Source organism: Methylobacterium litchii (genome assembly GCF_038442315.1).
Taxonomy (GTDB): Bacteria; Pseudomonadota; Alphaproteobacteria; order Rhizobiales; family Beijerinckiaceae; genus Methylobacterium; species Methylobacterium litchii.
On sequence record NZ_JBBXMY010000002.1, the window covers coordinates 158,281 to 170,507 of the forward strand.

Consider the following 12,227-nt stretch of genomic DNA (forward strand, 5'->3'; position numbering starts at 1 on the left):
GGTGAGATCAGACGCTCCCCCGCCCCGTGATCCGATCGGGGCGGGGCCGAGCGGTCCGGTCCCGCTAACTGCGCCTGCGCGTTCGGCTTTTCCGGCGCCATCCACACCGCTCCACGGCGATCTCCACAGGCCGTCCTCACGGGGGTTGAGCCGATGCCGCTGGACTGGTTGTTCTGCCTCCGTTCCAACGCGGAGGGCTCACGGTGGACCGGCTCGGCGACTACGCTCGCGGACAGGTGCGGGTCGAATGCCAGACCTGCCGGCGGCTCGGCTGCTACGACGTGCGCAACTTGCACATCCGGTTCGGCCTGGAGGTCGAGGTGCTGGACCTGCTGCGGATCCTAAGCGCTTCGTGCCGGCACCAGCAGGCGCCGGGCGCGCCGAAGCCGCGCAAGTACGTCGCCGTCTGCCAAGCGAAGATCACGATGCCCCGCCAGCCGACGACGAGCCTGCCGACGCCAGGCGGCATGCCTTACACCGTCGAGACGTGGAACATCGAAGGCGGCGGGATCGAACTCCACCTCGCCGAGCTGTATCGGCTCGACATGGCCGAGGCGGCGTTCGAAGTAGTGTGCAGGCTGTGGCCGGACACGGAGACAACGATCCGGCAACGGGCTCATGTGATCCAGAGGCGGGATCGGCCGAGGCGTTAGGCGCGGTAGCCCGGGCGGTCCCGGCCTTCGGCTCGGCGGTGCTGACGAAGATCGGCCTGATGCACTGACCGTCGCTTTACCCTCTATTTCACACCCGCATGGGCGCCCCGGCTTTGGCCGGGGGTGCTCCTTTTGCGTTTCAAGCATTCTCGCGCTTACAGATAGAACTCCATTAAATTCCGGAACCGTTGCGCAGACTTGTCCTCAACATCATTCTGGTCGCTGTACCGCCACATTTCCTCGGTTTTCGATCGCATCATCTCCAACTTTTCTTTTTCTGCGCCGAAATATCCGCGCTCGACCTTCTCTCGATACTGCTGTCTTGATCGGCAGTGATAGTGATTGATCCGTAAAAACTCATGTGATGGCTCCATATCGGCAAAAAAACCGAATGGCGGCTCACGGTGAAGCACTCGCCGTTGTTCGTCTATGAAAGCCCCGTTCACATGGAACATATGCGATGACAGAGGGTACCATACGTCTCGTGGCCGAACGATAGACTTGATGTGACGATTTCCGTGGAAGTTACTCAAAGCTCGATGTGTAAAATTGTCGATGTTTAGCCCGTCTGGCTTTATCTCGTGGCCAGAAGAACCATATGTATGCCAATACACGCCGATGCCTGAAGATTCACGATAACTCGAGAGCGTATTTCTTATGTCGTCTCCGGCAACAGGATACAGAAATTCATCGGCGTCAATGAAGGCCATCCATTCAAATTGATCGCCAAATGTCTTTAGCGTCTGCACGTAGAAATCAGACGGGTGCCCTACTGGACAAAATAAATAACTAACCGAAGATCTGTCACGGAATCTTTTGACAATTTCTGCTGTTTTATCCGAGCTTCCATTGTCTATGACAATCAGATGCTCGAAGCCAACTGCGCGATGGAAAGAAAGCCATTCACTGATAATAGTTTCTTCATTTTTGACATGAACGCACGCCGCCGCATATTTCATTGTTGCACCGGGCTATGTTATATTTCGATAGATATTTTGCAGGAAATTACGGTGACGTTTAACGGTAGCGCAAGCCCAAACTAGTTGTAAATCAGCAACAAGAAGTGCCTTGCATAGTTCTCATCAAGCCGCCCAATTCACGCCAAGGCGGGTCTTCCGTTTCAGAGCCCGTCGCGCCTTGACCAAACCGGCTCGGACTCCAGCCCCTTCCGCCCGCACACGGTGCATCGCAGGTACAGCCCGACGTCGCGGACAGCCATCGTGCTCGGGAACGCGGCCAACGGCACCTGCCCCTCGTGCCGGCAGGGCGGCGGGCAGATGGCGCGGATGATCTGGACGCCGTTCTCGGCCGCGTTCGCCAGATCCATCGGCGCGATCTCGCGCCCCTCGCGGTCGTAGGCCCGGCGCGGGTTGCGGCGGTGGCGCGGGACGGGATCGCCTCGACCGTTCGAGTAGGCCTGGGCCGGGTATCGGGGTTCGGTCATGCCTCGTCCGCCCCATAGGCCTTCACCGTCTCCCGCCCCTCGACGGTGAGGAACCACGCCCGCCCGTCGCGGTGGGCGATGCGCGAGGCCGCGCGCTCCTCGACCAGCCCCATCTGCACCAGCAGCGGCATCGCGCTCGGGTAGGCCGTGATCCGCAGCCCGCCGGGCGTGGCCGCGATGGCGCGCAGGGCCGCGAGCTGCTTGCCGCGAAGGGGGACGGTCACTTGTCTGTAGGCGTCGCCAGGATCACGGCGGTGCGCACGATCGTCCTGCGATAGACCTCGGTGACGCCCCGAACCGCCATCGCCTCCCTCGCCTGCCGGTAAGCGTGCACAGCCCTCGCCACGTATAAGACGTGCCCGCTGGCGAACTCGAACGGCGGCCCCTTCGGATCCGCGAGGTAAGCCTCAACCGCAGCCGTGACCTCGTCGTTCGAGATGACCCCTTCCTCGCGCAACCGGCCGACGGTCCGGGGCGGCTCATTCGCCATGGCCTACTGCACCTGCTCGCTCGCCGGCCGGATGCCGCGCCGCGTTGCCAGCCCAATCAGTTCCTCGTCGGTCATGATGAGCTCGCCGATCCGCCAGCACTCCATGTCGTGCCCGTGAGGCTGGATCGGCCAGCCGAGCGCGATGAGGGCTTCAGCAGCGTCTTGGGCGTCAAGGGAGTACGAAGGGGCCAGTTCGGCATCGCCGGAGCGGTCGGACAATCGCAACCTCAGACCCATTGTGCATTGCGGAAATTCATCGTTGTCGTCCCGATAAACGTCCCGGTACGATCTCAATGCTACGCAGACTAGGGTCTAAGTCTCGGGAAAGATTGGTCGGAGTGGCAGGATTTGAACCTGCGACCCCCACGTCCCGAACGGGGGCGTGGACCCCTTCATAACGGGCGTTCCCCTCCTTGCACAGAGGGGAGCGGCCGTTTCCGTTTCGCCGCCATGCAGGCCCGTGCACCCCTTTCGTGCGCCATTCTTTGGTCGACCTTTGGTCGGGACACGGTTCGTTCGCATGCCCCGCGTGGCCCGTGCGAGGGCACGCTAACGGGACGGTAACCCCTCCCGTGAACCGGCCTGAAACCGGCCCCGTGGCAGCCTCCCGGGATGCCCGAGCTATTCGACCTCACCATGCCCATCGACGGACACGAGTTCGTCTGGGCGACCCGGCGCCGGAACATCCTTGCCCTCGACCTGGCGAGGTTCGGCCGGCATTGGGCGCTCACGCACATGCGAGCGGACGGGCACCGGCCCTACGGGTTCGAGATCAGGTCGGCCGCCGACACCCTCGTGGGCCTCGTCGTCCACTGCCGTCGCGACCGGCGCGGGGACGGTGGCCCTGGCGACGTGACGACCTCGCGCGACTGGATCGTCCTGCCGGCGCGGGGGCCGACGCCGAAGAGGGTGACGCGGGGCAGCCACTTCGCCGTCTGGCGCTGCGCCTTGCTGTATGCCCAGGCGCCCATGCTCGAAGCCCGGCGGATCCGCGAAGCGGCCCGACGCGAGGAGGCACGGCGGCCATGGCCGATGGACCCATTCGACGCCGAGGCGATGGACGGCTTGACGCCTGCCGTCCCGTGACCCAGGTACCGCTCTCCGCTGCATAAGCGGTTCCCCGGCCCAGCCCGGCGTAAGGGCCTCCGGCATCCCCGGGGGCCCTTCGCGTTAACCGGACACGTCAACCGCCGCGAAACCCGGGCGTGCCACTGTCCGGGCATGGCCAGACCGACCGACAGCCTCGACACCCGACTGACGTCACTCGATGATGCGGCCGCCCGCGCCGCGCTCCTGCCCGACGTCCCCGCGCCCCGCTTGGAGGCCCTCCGTGAGATCCGGGCGTGGGTGCGCACGCATCCCCGGTGCCTGGCGCCCATTCTGCCCCAGCCTGAGACGCCCGAGGCGAACGCCATCGAGGCCGGGATCCGCGCGCGACACGAGATCATCGAACAGGACCGCCGGGCACCGCCGGTCGTAGGCGGGCACCGGCAGAGCACCATGGCGGACGGTTCGGGGCCCGTGCCTGGTCCGGAGTGGCTGCACCACTGGTAGCGTCGTCCGCATATGCGGACGGCCCGGTGAGCGACTGAGCCGCGGGTCTCCCTCTGGCCTGCCCGGGCGGCCTCTCGATCTGGGGGTTCGTACGCCGGGAGGGGCTATTCCCCGCAACGGCTGTCGCCGTCGTCCACTCCGTTTCCGCCCTCCGGGTGCAGGTCGCCCCGTCCCGTCTCCCAGGCCCCCCACGAGGCCGCAAGGGGCGGCCGACGGGAGAGCACCATGGCCTTCGACGTTCACCAGGCAGTCACCGATCAGATCGTCGCCACCCTCGAAGCCGGCACGTCCGAGCAGTGGCAATGCCCCTGGCACCGCAAGGGCGGCAGCAGCCTCCCGGTCAACGCCCTCACCGGCCGGGCATACCGCGGGATCAACACTTTGATGCTCTGGTGCGCCGAGCAGACCCAATCCTACGGGGATCCGCGTTGGGCGACCTATAAGCAGTGGGCCGAGTTGGGCGCCCAAGTCCGCAAGGGCGAGCGCAGCACCCTCATCACCTTCTTCAAGGAACTCGGCGAGGACGAGGACGGCCGGCGCAGGGTCGTGGCCCGGGCGAGCTACGGGTTCAACGCCAGCCAGGTCGAGGGCGCGCCTGAGGCCGGTGAGCCCCTTCCCGCCTCTGAGTGGGTCATCCCCGAGGTTTTTGAGGGCTTCGTCGAGCGGACCGGGGCCGATGTCCTCAGGGGCGGCGAGATGGCCTGCTACATCCCGGATCAGGACCTCATCCGGATCCCGAGCCGGAGCTCCTTCCACACCGCTCACGGGTATGCCTCGACGATGGCGCACGAGTTGGTCCACTGGTCCGGGGCTAAGGGACGCCTCGACCGAGAACTCTCCGGCCGGTTCCGGAGCCACGCCTACGCCGCCGAGGAGCTCGTCGCGGAGCTTGGGTCCGCCTTCCTGATGGCCGAGCTCGGGCTCGAAGCGACCCCCCACCCCACACACGCCTCTTACATCGCCTCCTGGATCAGCCTCCTGCGGAGCGATCCCAAGGCGATCTTCACCGCCGCCAGCGCGGCCTCGAAGGCGGCCGGGTACCTCACCTCCCTTCAGAGCCAAATGGCCGACGCGGCCTGAGCAGTCGGCCCCGGGTGATCCCCGGGGCCCCCGATCCTACGTCTCAGATCCGGAGACCTCCGATGCGCCTCGCAGCCCTCTTCCTCCTCGCGTTCCTCGCCATCCCGAGCACCGCCCAGGCCCGGCGCTATCCCCCTCCACCGCCAAACCCGCCGGAAAGCCTTTACCTGGAAGCATGGCGCCGAGCGGCCGACTTGCCGCCGTCCAACGCGCTCTGCCGCCACCGCATGCCCCGGCGGCTCATGAAGGCCCTCCACGACAGGTGCCTGTTCTTGACAGCCGGCATGACGGCTCAAAATTGCGGCGTCGAAGACACCTGCGCCCGCACGCTTGAGGAGCTTCAGGCCTGGTGCGGCAAGGGCGACCGTCACGAGGTTCCGTGCTCTGACGCGTCGCTCGCGGGCGCTCAGTAGCACCACTCAGAACAGGACCAGCCGCCCTCTCGCGGTCGGTCATGACACCCCCTGCCAGCGGCACTCGCGGTTCAGCTTCTCGAACAGCGCGTCAGGCATCTCCGGCAGGAATGTGTGGTCACCGGTATTTTCGCCGACCTCAGTGCCGGTGGGATCGTCCCACGCCCAGGCCTCGATACCCTCGCACTCGGGATACCAGGTCGTCGCTCGGACCGTGTAGCCCTGATACAGCGCCCAAGCCGTCACGACGGCCCGGCGCAGCGGCGTGTCCTCGTGGTCCATCATGCTGCCTCTCCTTCGAAGTTAAGCAGCCGCCGGATGATGATCGCCCGCTTCATGAACGCGATGTCCCACGGGTTTGGCTCGGGCCCAATGAGGACCGGGTCGCAGGCGGCGGCGCTGATGACGAGCGTCGCATCCCGCAGCGGGACAGGGCACCCATTCACGGACATTCGGTTGCCGGTCACGGGGCCGGACATCTCGACCCGAAGCTCGGCGACGTACCATGGCGCCCCGATGGCCTCGACCGCGGCCCGGGCGAGCGGGCCGGGGTTGGGCCGGTGCCAGGAGGCAGGCCCGAACCGGGGGACGGTCTCAGCCATGGAACGACCCCGTCGCCGGTAGGGCGGCCGCCTTCGCCCGAGGCGGCGCGATGCGTTCGATGAGGCGGATCTGGTCCGGCCCGTAGCTGCATTCCATGCCGGTCAGGAGGACGCTCTTGAGCCGGTCCCCCTCCCAGGAGACCTCGGCAACCTCGGGCTCCTGGACTGAGCCGTCCCGGTAGACATGCGAGACCCACCAGAAATCCGTGCGACGCGTCATGCCCGCCTCCTCGCCTTCGCCGCGGCCGCCCGGCGCTGGTGCCGGTTTCTCGACCGAGGCAGCACCCGCTCGACGACCTCGTGCCGGCGGTTGAGCCGGTCGAGGTGTTCCGCGACCCCCTGAGGGGCCACATCGCCCTGCGCCAGGACCGCCATCAGGGGGGATGCCTGGATGAGCCGGAAGGAGACCGTGGATCCCACTACGGTCGCGGTCATGCCGCCCTCCGGGCCGGACGGATCAGGAGCCCGCCGCGGCTGACGTGATCGCGGAGCGGGGGCTCGACGACCTCGACGGCTGTGGGCCGGTACCACTCGAAGTCCGGCCGCATCTCCTGGTCGTAGACGCGGTACATGCTCGACCTCATGTCGCCGCGGCAGCCGGCGGTCGCGCGGCATTCCATCATGAATGGGGTCACCCCCTCGTCGAGGTCCTTGGTGACCACGTGCCCGCGGCACGTCCCGCAAGTGTAGATGTTCAGCTTGCCCTTGAAGCCCTCGGCCATAGCGCCCTCCGGTGGGTGAGGCACCGATCGTCCCCCCGCCGGCCGCCTGTCACCAGATCCCCCGTGCGCCCTCTGTCGGACGACGTGCGGCCCCGCGTGGACGCAGAGAGGCCGACGTCGGGCGCACGCGGAAAGGCACAACAGAAATCCGCATCGCGCAGACCGATTCGTCGCCGAAACCCCCGTTTTCTGCCCGAGAGGCCCTGTTTCGGTGGGTCCGGGGCGCCCGGCAGGGGTGGGGCAACGATGGCCCTAGAGGGAGCGGTTCGCCGGGACGCGATTGCCCTGGCGGCGCGGGAGTTCGCCCGGACAATCCATGGAGGGACAACCCCACGGAGACCGCCGCCCATGCTCAAGACCGCCCTCACCTTCTTCGGTTTCACCCCCGCGCCGCCCGTCCGGCGTCAGCCCTCCGCCCGGCGGGTTGCCCCGTCTGTTGTCCCGGCCGCCGCGCCGGTTGCCCCGCCCGTCGACGAGGCCGCCGAGCGCCGCCGGCGCAACGCGGAGACCGCCGCGCGCCTGCGCCCGGACCCCAATGGCCGGTTCCCGCTCGACGTTGCCAAGGTCGCCCGCACCTTCGACCGCATGAGCACCCAGCCCTCCCCGGAGGAGCTCCACCTCGCGCTCTGCCGCCTCGGGCCGGTCGGGGAGTACATCCGCGCCGTCCACATGGGCGGCGGCCGCGTCGCCCTTCTGCCCGCCTCCCTCCATGGGGATCGGGGCAGGACGGCCGCCTACCGCGAGCACCTGACCACGCTGTCGCGGACGGACTACGAGGGCTGGATTGCGGGCCTTGCCGCCTACGACAGGGCCGTCGCCAGCGCCAAGCGGACCGGCGACGCGATGCCGGAGCCCCTCACCGCCTCGCCCGAGATCGAAGCCGGGATCGCCCAGCATGCGGCCGCCAAGTTGGCGAGGATGCAGGAGAACCTCGCGCGCCGGAAGGGCGGCCAGGGCGGCACCGAGGGTACTGGTGGAGGCCCTGTCGGCGGGGCTGCCCCTGCCGCGCCGCCGATGGCTCCCACGGGGCCCAAGGGCGGTGACGAGGAGGAGCCGGCGAACGATGCGCCGGCCGGGCCCAGGCGGTGACGGGGGAGGTTCGGATGGATACGGTGGTTGTGCCGGGGGCGTTGCCCCATGCGGAAAAAGTGCTGGTTAAGCCAGCCATGGCGGGACAACCGTCCCGCCAGACAGCCGCTCCGGCGTCTGTTGCTAGCCAGGGGCTCCGCCCCGTGGACCCCGGTAAGCCTTCTCCTCTGCGCCCCCTGCCCTCCGTGCTGGGTGTCAAACTCAGCCATGACCTCCGCGGCCGCATCGCCAGCGCGGCGGCCGCGGAGGGCGTGTCGGACAGCGCGTGGCTTCGCCAGCGGGCCCTTGATGCCCTCGGCCTGGAGAGCGCCGTCGACGCGGCGTCCGGCCCCCGGCCGCGGATCCCGCCCGAGGAGCAGGCCGTCCTCGCCGGCGTCCTGCGCGACCTCGGCGCCCTCTACGAGCCCCTCGGGCGCGCATCCGTCCCGGTCGAGGAGGTCAAGGCCGGCCTCGACCGGATCAGGTCGGCCGTCATGCCCATCGTCATCGGCCTCGGGAGGTCCGCATGAGCCCGCTGGAGAGCAGCATCGACAGGGAGCTCCGGCGCGCCCGGCTCCCCGTTCACGTCCGCCGGCGGCAGGCCCGCCGGCTCGCGGCCGCCATCGCGGCCGAGGGCTTCGCCGTCCCCGGGCCGCTCGTCCCCGGCGATCCCGCTCTGAACCGGGCCGCCCTCCAGGGCGCGCAGGTCGCCGTGGACCTCGTCCAGGCGGCAAGGTGGTTCAGCGCCGGCGTCGACGACCTCGTCCGCCGGCTCCAGGGGAGGTCCTGATGGTGGACGAGTGGGACGTCATCCACGCCGCGATCCTCCGCCTCCGTGCCCGCGCCGGCGACGCCCGGGAGACGGCCGCCGACGTCGAGGAGTGGCAGGCCGACGTCCGGCATCGCCTGGAGGTCATCCTCGGCGAGGCCGGGCACCCGGACCAGGCGCGGCTCGACCGTGCCCGGGCGGCCGTCCTCACCGTCACGTACCCCGAGGGCAGCCGATGATCTCGGGCGCGGAGAGGGGCAAGGGCGGCGACGCGTTGGCGAAGCACTTGCTCAAGCCGGAGAACGACGAGGTCCACGTCCTCGTCCCCCGCGGCCTCGGCAGCCGGGATCTGATCGGCCAAGTCCGCGAGCTCGTGGCGCTGTCGCTGGGCGGTCGCACGGACCGCCCGGTCTACCACGTCCACGCCGATCCGGACCCGGCCATCGTCGACAACGACGCGGCCCGGGCCCGCTTCTGGGCGCTCTTCGAGGCCGAGTTCAACCTCGCCTCGCAGCCGTACTGCGGGGCGGTGCACGTCAAGCACGGCCGCCGCCACGAGCACCGAGTGTACTCGCTCGTCCGCCCGTCCGGCGCCGTCGTCGACGTCGCGTGGGACTTCCTGCGCAGGGAGCGCTGCGCCCGCGTGGTCGAGTTCGAGCACGGCATGCCGAGCCCGACGCCCAGCAAGCACTCGCGGGCCATCGTCTCCGCGCTGCGGCAGGCCGGCCGGGACGACGTCGCCGCGTGGATGGAGGCCTCCGGCACGACAGAGGCGCCGCGGCCGGTGGCGCGCCTGTCACCCCAGGAGCGCCTCATCGAAACCCGGACAGGGGTCCCGCTCGACGACCTCAGGGCGGCCGCCCTGGCGGCGTGGACCGCGTCCTCGGATGGCGAGGGGTTCCTATCGGCCCTGCGGGCTCGCGGCCTGGACCTCAGACAGGGGCGGTCTGGGCCCGTCGTCGTGGACCGCACCGGCACCGCCCACCTCGCCACGAGACTGATCGGCGCCGCGGCGCGCCGGCAGGACGGCACACGAATTCCGGCGGCCGCCGTCAAGGAACGGCTGGCGGGCCTCACCCTCGCAGACCACGGAGAGACCAATGGACAGGATCGACGAGCTCACGACCGAGGTCAGGTCGCTCAGGCGGCTCGTGGAGGCCCTCGTGACGGCGCTGGCGCCCGAGGAAACCCCGGCGGAGCGGACGTTGCTGGAGGTGCTCCAGGAGCTCACGCAGACGGTGGACGACCAGACCGGAGTGGTGTCGAGCATGCACTCAGCCGTGTCGTCGCTCGCCCGGCAGCAGCGCGCCTCCGAGGCCGCCTGAGGCTTATGAGCCCGGGGCGCAACGCCGCCCTGGCTGACGCCATCGAGGGCGTGCGGTCCCGGCGCTGGACGTGGGTGCCCGGGCAGGTGGACATCTGGGGCCTGCCGATCACGGGCGACCGGCCCCGCCTCGGCTAAGCGAAGGCGGGGCGGCGGCGCCGGACCCGGTCCGGCTCGGCCAGGTCGACTTCCCAATGGGCGCCGCGCCAGTCCGCCGACGGCTCCCCGCGGAGCCAGCGGCGCCCGTCCCATCGGACCGCTGGATAGAAAATCTCGTAGTGCTGGCGCCCCGGCGGCTGGGTGCCGGGCAGGAAGTACAGATTGATCTCGCGGCAGGTGCCGCAAATGCGGACGGAGAGCTCGTGCTCCACGCCGTCCCACAGGCGGACGTGGGCAAGCACGCGGTAGACTTTACCGTCGAGCCAGGGGCGATCCGGCCTGATGGCCAGGATGTCCGTGAACGGGATCGTCGCGCCTGCCGGCAGGCCTTCGACGATGTACCCCACGAGGCGGGAAGCCCAAACGGGGTCGACGCCGAGGTGCACCTCAGGCCCGGCCGGCAGGAGGTCGAAAAGGCTAGGCTGGCGAGGGTCGGGACGGCGGGCCATCAGACCTGCCCTTCCTGCGCCGTGGCCCCCTGCCGCTCGCGCAGGCGGGTATACTCGTCAGTCCAGTCCGGCTTGCGCACCCAGCAACCGGTGGCATCGTCCCACATGATCCGGGGCTCGGGGCGCTCGACCGTCGCCGCGGCGAACCCAACCGCTCCGCCACCGAGATCGGCCCCGCGGTCGCAGTCGATTGTCTGCCGGGACCAGTCGAACAGGATGACCTCGGCCGCCCACCGCCTACCCTTGGGCGGCCGCTTCGCGGACAGGATCACGCGGATGGGCGTCGGTCTGCCGCCGTCCCCGCGAGCGAATTGGTCGATGAACCAGGCCGCGTCCTCCTGCGAGACGCCCGGCGCGAGGATGACCTCGGGCGCCGGCGGGGGCGGCGGGGCCGGGGGGACCGGCCATCCGCGGAGCTCACGGAAATAGTCGATCTCTTCCAGCGCCTCCCGCAGCTTCGCGATCCTGCGCTCGACTTCGCGACGGAGGAGGAGCGTCGCGCCCGGGCCGGGGCCGCTTCCCTCGCCGGCGGCCCACCTGCGGACCGCGCGGGGATCCTCGGCGCACGTGCGCGCGAGATCCGTCGTATGCCTGTCGCCGAACAGGAGCTCGCCGGTCCGCAGGACCAGCGCCGCGCCCGGCTTGAGGGCGACGGGGTCTTCGAGGGCCGGGCCGCCGTTGCCGCCGGCGAGGTGCCGGCGCTGCTCCGGGGACGGGGAGCGAGCGAACGTCTGCTCCTTGAGCTTGAGCGGGCCCCTCTCCGCGCGGAGGGCAGTGATGTTGGCGACGACGTCGTGCGGGGTCAGCGGCTTCGGGCGCTTGGCCATGGTCAGGACCTCCAGGCGATGAGAAGGGCGGCCGTGACGCGTCCGGCGGCGGTGGGGATGACGTCGATGTCGCGGTCGTCCTCCGCGACGCGCATGCGGACTAGGCCAAGGTGGGCGAGCCGGCGGGCCCGGTCGTAGGTGGCTTCCTCAGACCACCCCGCGACGCCCTCCAGGGCCCAGATCGGGTAGCCGCGGCCGTCGATGTCGTCGGCGGCGAGGAGCAGGATCCGCCGGAGCTCGGCCGGCAGGGCGGCCGCCGTCGCGACGGGGTCGACGGGGGCGTAGCGGGCGACGTGGGCTTCGCGGATCGAGGCGACACGGACGGGGGCCGGGGCGGCGAACAGGCTGTCGTCGAGCTCGGGCGGCAAGCGGAACATCGGGAGGCCTCCGGGGCGGCAGGGTGGCCGGGGCGCTGGGCCCCGGCCGGCGGGATCAGGCGGCGGACGCCTCGCGGTTCGTGACCTCGACGTCGTAGCCGTCGCGCTCCAGGTCGCGGCGCTCGTCGGCGACGAGGGCCGAGGCGCGCTCCGCGTTGAGCAGGTCGCGGTGGCGCCAGCCGTGGTGGTCGTGGCCGCGCTCGTCCCACGTCTCCAGCGAGACGGAGTAGCCGTGGCTGGGGTGGATCGTCTTGATGATGAGGGCGGTCTTGGTGGTCATCTGTCTGCCTTTCGGT

At 69.5% G+C, this 12,227-nt stretch carries 24 protein-coding genes; 9 read left to right on the forward strand and 15 right to left on the reverse strand.

Going from position 1 to position 12,227, the window contains the following annotated elements:
- Positions 1-203: 203 nt before the first annotated feature.
- The gene (locus tag AAHF99_RS05775) at positions 204-653 is read left to right on the forward strand and encodes a hypothetical protein (RefSeq protein ID WP_342163103.1); all 450 of its coding nucleotides are present in this window, start codon (positions 204-206) and stop codon (positions 651-653) included.
- 155 nt (positions 654-808) lie between these two features.
- Here AAHF99_RS05775 and AAHF99_RS05780 read toward each other — a convergent pair whose 3' ends face one another.
- The 5 genes from AAHF99_RS05780 to AAHF99_RS05800 form a co-directional block, all read right to left on the reverse strand.
- Positions 809-1,612 carry a glycosyltransferase family 2 protein gene (locus tag AAHF99_RS05780; RefSeq protein WP_342163104.1) on the reverse strand — a complete coding sequence of 268 codons (804 nt, stop codon included), beginning with the start codon at positions 1,610-1,612 and terminating at the stop codon, positions 809-811.
- A 161-nt stretch (positions 1,613-1,773) separates the two neighbouring features.
- The gene (locus AAHF99_RS05785) at positions 1,774-2,097 is read right to left on the reverse strand and encodes a hypothetical protein (RefSeq protein WP_342163106.1); all 324 of its coding nucleotides are present in this window, start codon (positions 2,095-2,097) and stop codon (positions 1,774-1,776) included.
- On the reverse strand, positions 2,094-2,321 hold the full coding sequence (locus AAHF99_RS05790; RefSeq protein ID WP_342163108.1) for a hypothetical protein: 228 nt from the start codon (positions 2,319-2,321) through the stop codon (positions 2,094-2,096). The genes AAHF99_RS05785 and AAHF99_RS05790 overlap by 4 nt, the downstream gene beginning before the upstream one ends.
- Positions 2,318-2,587, reverse strand: coding sequence for a hypothetical protein (locus AAHF99_RS05795; RefSeq protein WP_342163109.1), 270 nt, complete (start codon positions 2,585-2,587; stop codon positions 2,318-2,320). Before AAHF99_RS05795 ends, AAHF99_RS05790 begins: the two co-directional genes overlap by 4 nt.
- A gap of 3 nt (positions 2,588-2,590) precedes the next feature.
- Positions 2,591-2,806 (reverse strand): hypothetical protein, encoded by a 216-nt coding sequence (locus tag AAHF99_RS05800; protein ID WP_342163110.1) that lies wholly within the window; start codon positions 2,804-2,806, stop codon positions 2,591-2,593.
- Between the two features lie 393 nt (positions 2,807-3,199).
- Here AAHF99_RS05800 and AAHF99_RS05805 point away from each other — a divergent pair, with 393 nt between their 5' ends.
- Positions 3,200-3,673 carry a hypothetical protein gene (locus tag AAHF99_RS05805; RefSeq protein ID WP_342163111.1) on the forward strand — a complete coding sequence of 158 codons (474 nt, stop codon included), beginning with the start codon at positions 3,200-3,202 and terminating at the stop codon, positions 3,671-3,673.
- A 174-nt stretch (positions 3,674-3,847) separates the two neighbouring features.
- Here the strand turns inward: AAHF99_RS05805 and AAHF99_RS05810 are convergent, their stop codons facing one another.
- Complete coding sequence (locus AAHF99_RS05810) at positions 3,848-4,075, reverse strand: hypothetical protein (protein WP_342163112.1); 228 nt, start codon at positions 4,073-4,075, stop codon at positions 3,848-3,850.
- 291 nt (positions 4,076-4,366) lie between these two features.
- Between AAHF99_RS05810 and AAHF99_RS05815 the strand changes: the two genes are divergently transcribed.
- Both AAHF99_RS05815 and AAHF99_RS05820 read left to right on the forward strand, forming a co-directional pair.
- Positions 4,367-5,221, forward strand: a complete 855-nt coding sequence (locus AAHF99_RS05815; RefSeq protein WP_342163114.1) for an ArdC family protein — start codon at positions 4,367-4,369, stop codon at positions 5,219-5,221.
- A 62-nt stretch (positions 5,222-5,283) separates the two neighbouring features.
- Entirely contained in the window at positions 5,284-5,634 is a 351-nt protein-coding gene (locus tag AAHF99_RS05820) for a hypothetical protein (RefSeq protein WP_342163115.1), read from the forward strand.
- A 39-nt stretch (positions 5,635-5,673) separates the two neighbouring features.
- Here the strand turns inward: AAHF99_RS05820 and AAHF99_RS05825 are convergent, their stop codons facing one another.
- The 5 genes from AAHF99_RS05825 to AAHF99_RS05845 are packed head-to-tail and all read right to left on the reverse strand — an operon-like array spanning position 5,674 to position 6,958.
- The gene (locus tag AAHF99_RS05825; RefSeq protein WP_342163116.1) at positions 5,674-5,919 is read right to left on the reverse strand and encodes a hypothetical protein; all 246 of its coding nucleotides are present in this window, start codon (positions 5,917-5,919) and stop codon (positions 5,674-5,676) included.
- Positions 5,916-6,236, reverse strand: coding sequence for a hypothetical protein (locus AAHF99_RS05830; RefSeq protein ID WP_342163117.1), 321 nt, complete (start codon positions 6,234-6,236; stop codon positions 5,916-5,918). The genes AAHF99_RS05825 and AAHF99_RS05830 overlap by 4 nt, the downstream gene beginning before the upstream one ends.
- Positions 6,229-6,456: a hypothetical protein gene (locus AAHF99_RS05835; RefSeq protein ID WP_342163118.1), complete on the reverse strand. Its 228-nt coding sequence runs from the start codon at positions 6,454-6,456 to the stop codon at positions 6,229-6,231. The genes AAHF99_RS05830 and AAHF99_RS05835 overlap by 8 nt, the downstream gene beginning before the upstream one ends.
- Positions 6,453-6,671 carry a hypothetical protein gene (locus AAHF99_RS05840; RefSeq protein ID WP_342163119.1) on the reverse strand — a complete coding sequence of 73 codons (219 nt, stop codon included), beginning with the start codon at positions 6,669-6,671 and terminating at the stop codon, positions 6,453-6,455. The genes AAHF99_RS05835 and AAHF99_RS05840 overlap by 4 nt, the downstream gene beginning before the upstream one ends.
- A complete protein-coding gene (locus AAHF99_RS05845) occupies positions 6,668-6,958 on the reverse strand; it encodes a hypothetical protein (RefSeq protein ID WP_342163120.1) in 291 nt (96 codons plus the stop codon). Before AAHF99_RS05845 ends, AAHF99_RS05840 begins: the two co-directional genes overlap by 4 nt.
- A gap of 348 nt (positions 6,959-7,306) precedes the next feature.
- Between AAHF99_RS05845 and AAHF99_RS05850 the strand changes: the two genes are divergently transcribed.
- The 5 genes from AAHF99_RS05850 to AAHF99_RS05870 all read left to right on the forward strand — a co-directional run bounded on the left by AAHF99_RS05850 (position 7,307) and on the right by AAHF99_RS05870 (position 10,257).
- Positions 7,307-8,047, forward strand: a complete 741-nt coding sequence (locus tag AAHF99_RS05850; RefSeq protein ID WP_342163122.1) for a hypothetical protein — start codon at positions 7,307-7,309, stop codon at positions 8,045-8,047.
- 251 nt (positions 8,048-8,298) lie between these two features.
- Entirely contained in the window at positions 8,299-8,556 is a 258-nt protein-coding gene (locus tag AAHF99_RS05855) for a hypothetical protein (RefSeq protein WP_342163123.1), read from the forward strand.
- Positions 8,553-8,816, forward strand: a complete 264-nt coding sequence (locus AAHF99_RS05860) for a hypothetical protein (RefSeq protein WP_342163124.1) — start codon at positions 8,553-8,555, stop codon at positions 8,814-8,816. Before AAHF99_RS05855 ends, AAHF99_RS05860 begins: the two co-directional genes overlap by 4 nt.
- Positions 8,816-9,034: a hypothetical protein gene (locus AAHF99_RS05865; protein ID WP_342163125.1), complete on the forward strand. Its 219-nt coding sequence runs from the start codon at positions 8,816-8,818 to the stop codon at positions 9,032-9,034. The genes AAHF99_RS05860 and AAHF99_RS05865 overlap by 1 nt, the downstream gene beginning before the upstream one ends.
- Positions 9,031-10,257, forward strand: coding sequence for a hypothetical protein (locus tag AAHF99_RS05870; protein WP_342163126.1), 1,227 nt, complete (start codon positions 9,031-9,033; stop codon positions 10,255-10,257). Before AAHF99_RS05865 ends, AAHF99_RS05870 begins: the two co-directional genes overlap by 4 nt.
- Here AAHF99_RS05870 and AAHF99_RS05875 read toward each other — a convergent pair.
- From AAHF99_RS05875 to AAHF99_RS05890, 4 genes are read right to left on the reverse strand one after another with little or no spacing between them, the layout of a single operon-like run.
- A complete protein-coding gene (locus AAHF99_RS05875) occupies positions 10,254-10,727 on the reverse strand; it encodes a hypothetical protein (RefSeq protein ID WP_342163127.1) in 474 nt (157 codons plus the stop codon). The genes AAHF99_RS05870 and AAHF99_RS05875 overlap by 4 nt on opposite strands.
- Positions 10,727-11,554 (reverse strand): hypothetical protein, encoded by an 828-nt coding sequence (locus AAHF99_RS05880; protein ID WP_342163128.1) that lies wholly within the window; start codon positions 11,552-11,554, stop codon positions 10,727-10,729. Before AAHF99_RS05880 ends, AAHF99_RS05875 begins: the two co-directional genes overlap by 1 nt.
- 2 nt (positions 11,555-11,556) lie before the next feature.
- A complete protein-coding gene (locus AAHF99_RS05885) occupies positions 11,557-11,931 on the reverse strand; it encodes a non-ribosomal peptide synthetase (protein WP_342163129.1) in 375 nt (124 codons plus the stop codon).
- A 55-nt stretch (positions 11,932-11,986) separates the two neighbouring features.
- Positions 11,987-12,211, reverse strand: coding sequence for a hypothetical protein (locus tag AAHF99_RS05890; RefSeq protein ID WP_342163130.1), 225 nt, complete (start codon positions 12,209-12,211; stop codon positions 11,987-11,989).
- Between the last annotated feature and the right edge of the window lie 16 nt (positions 12,212-12,227).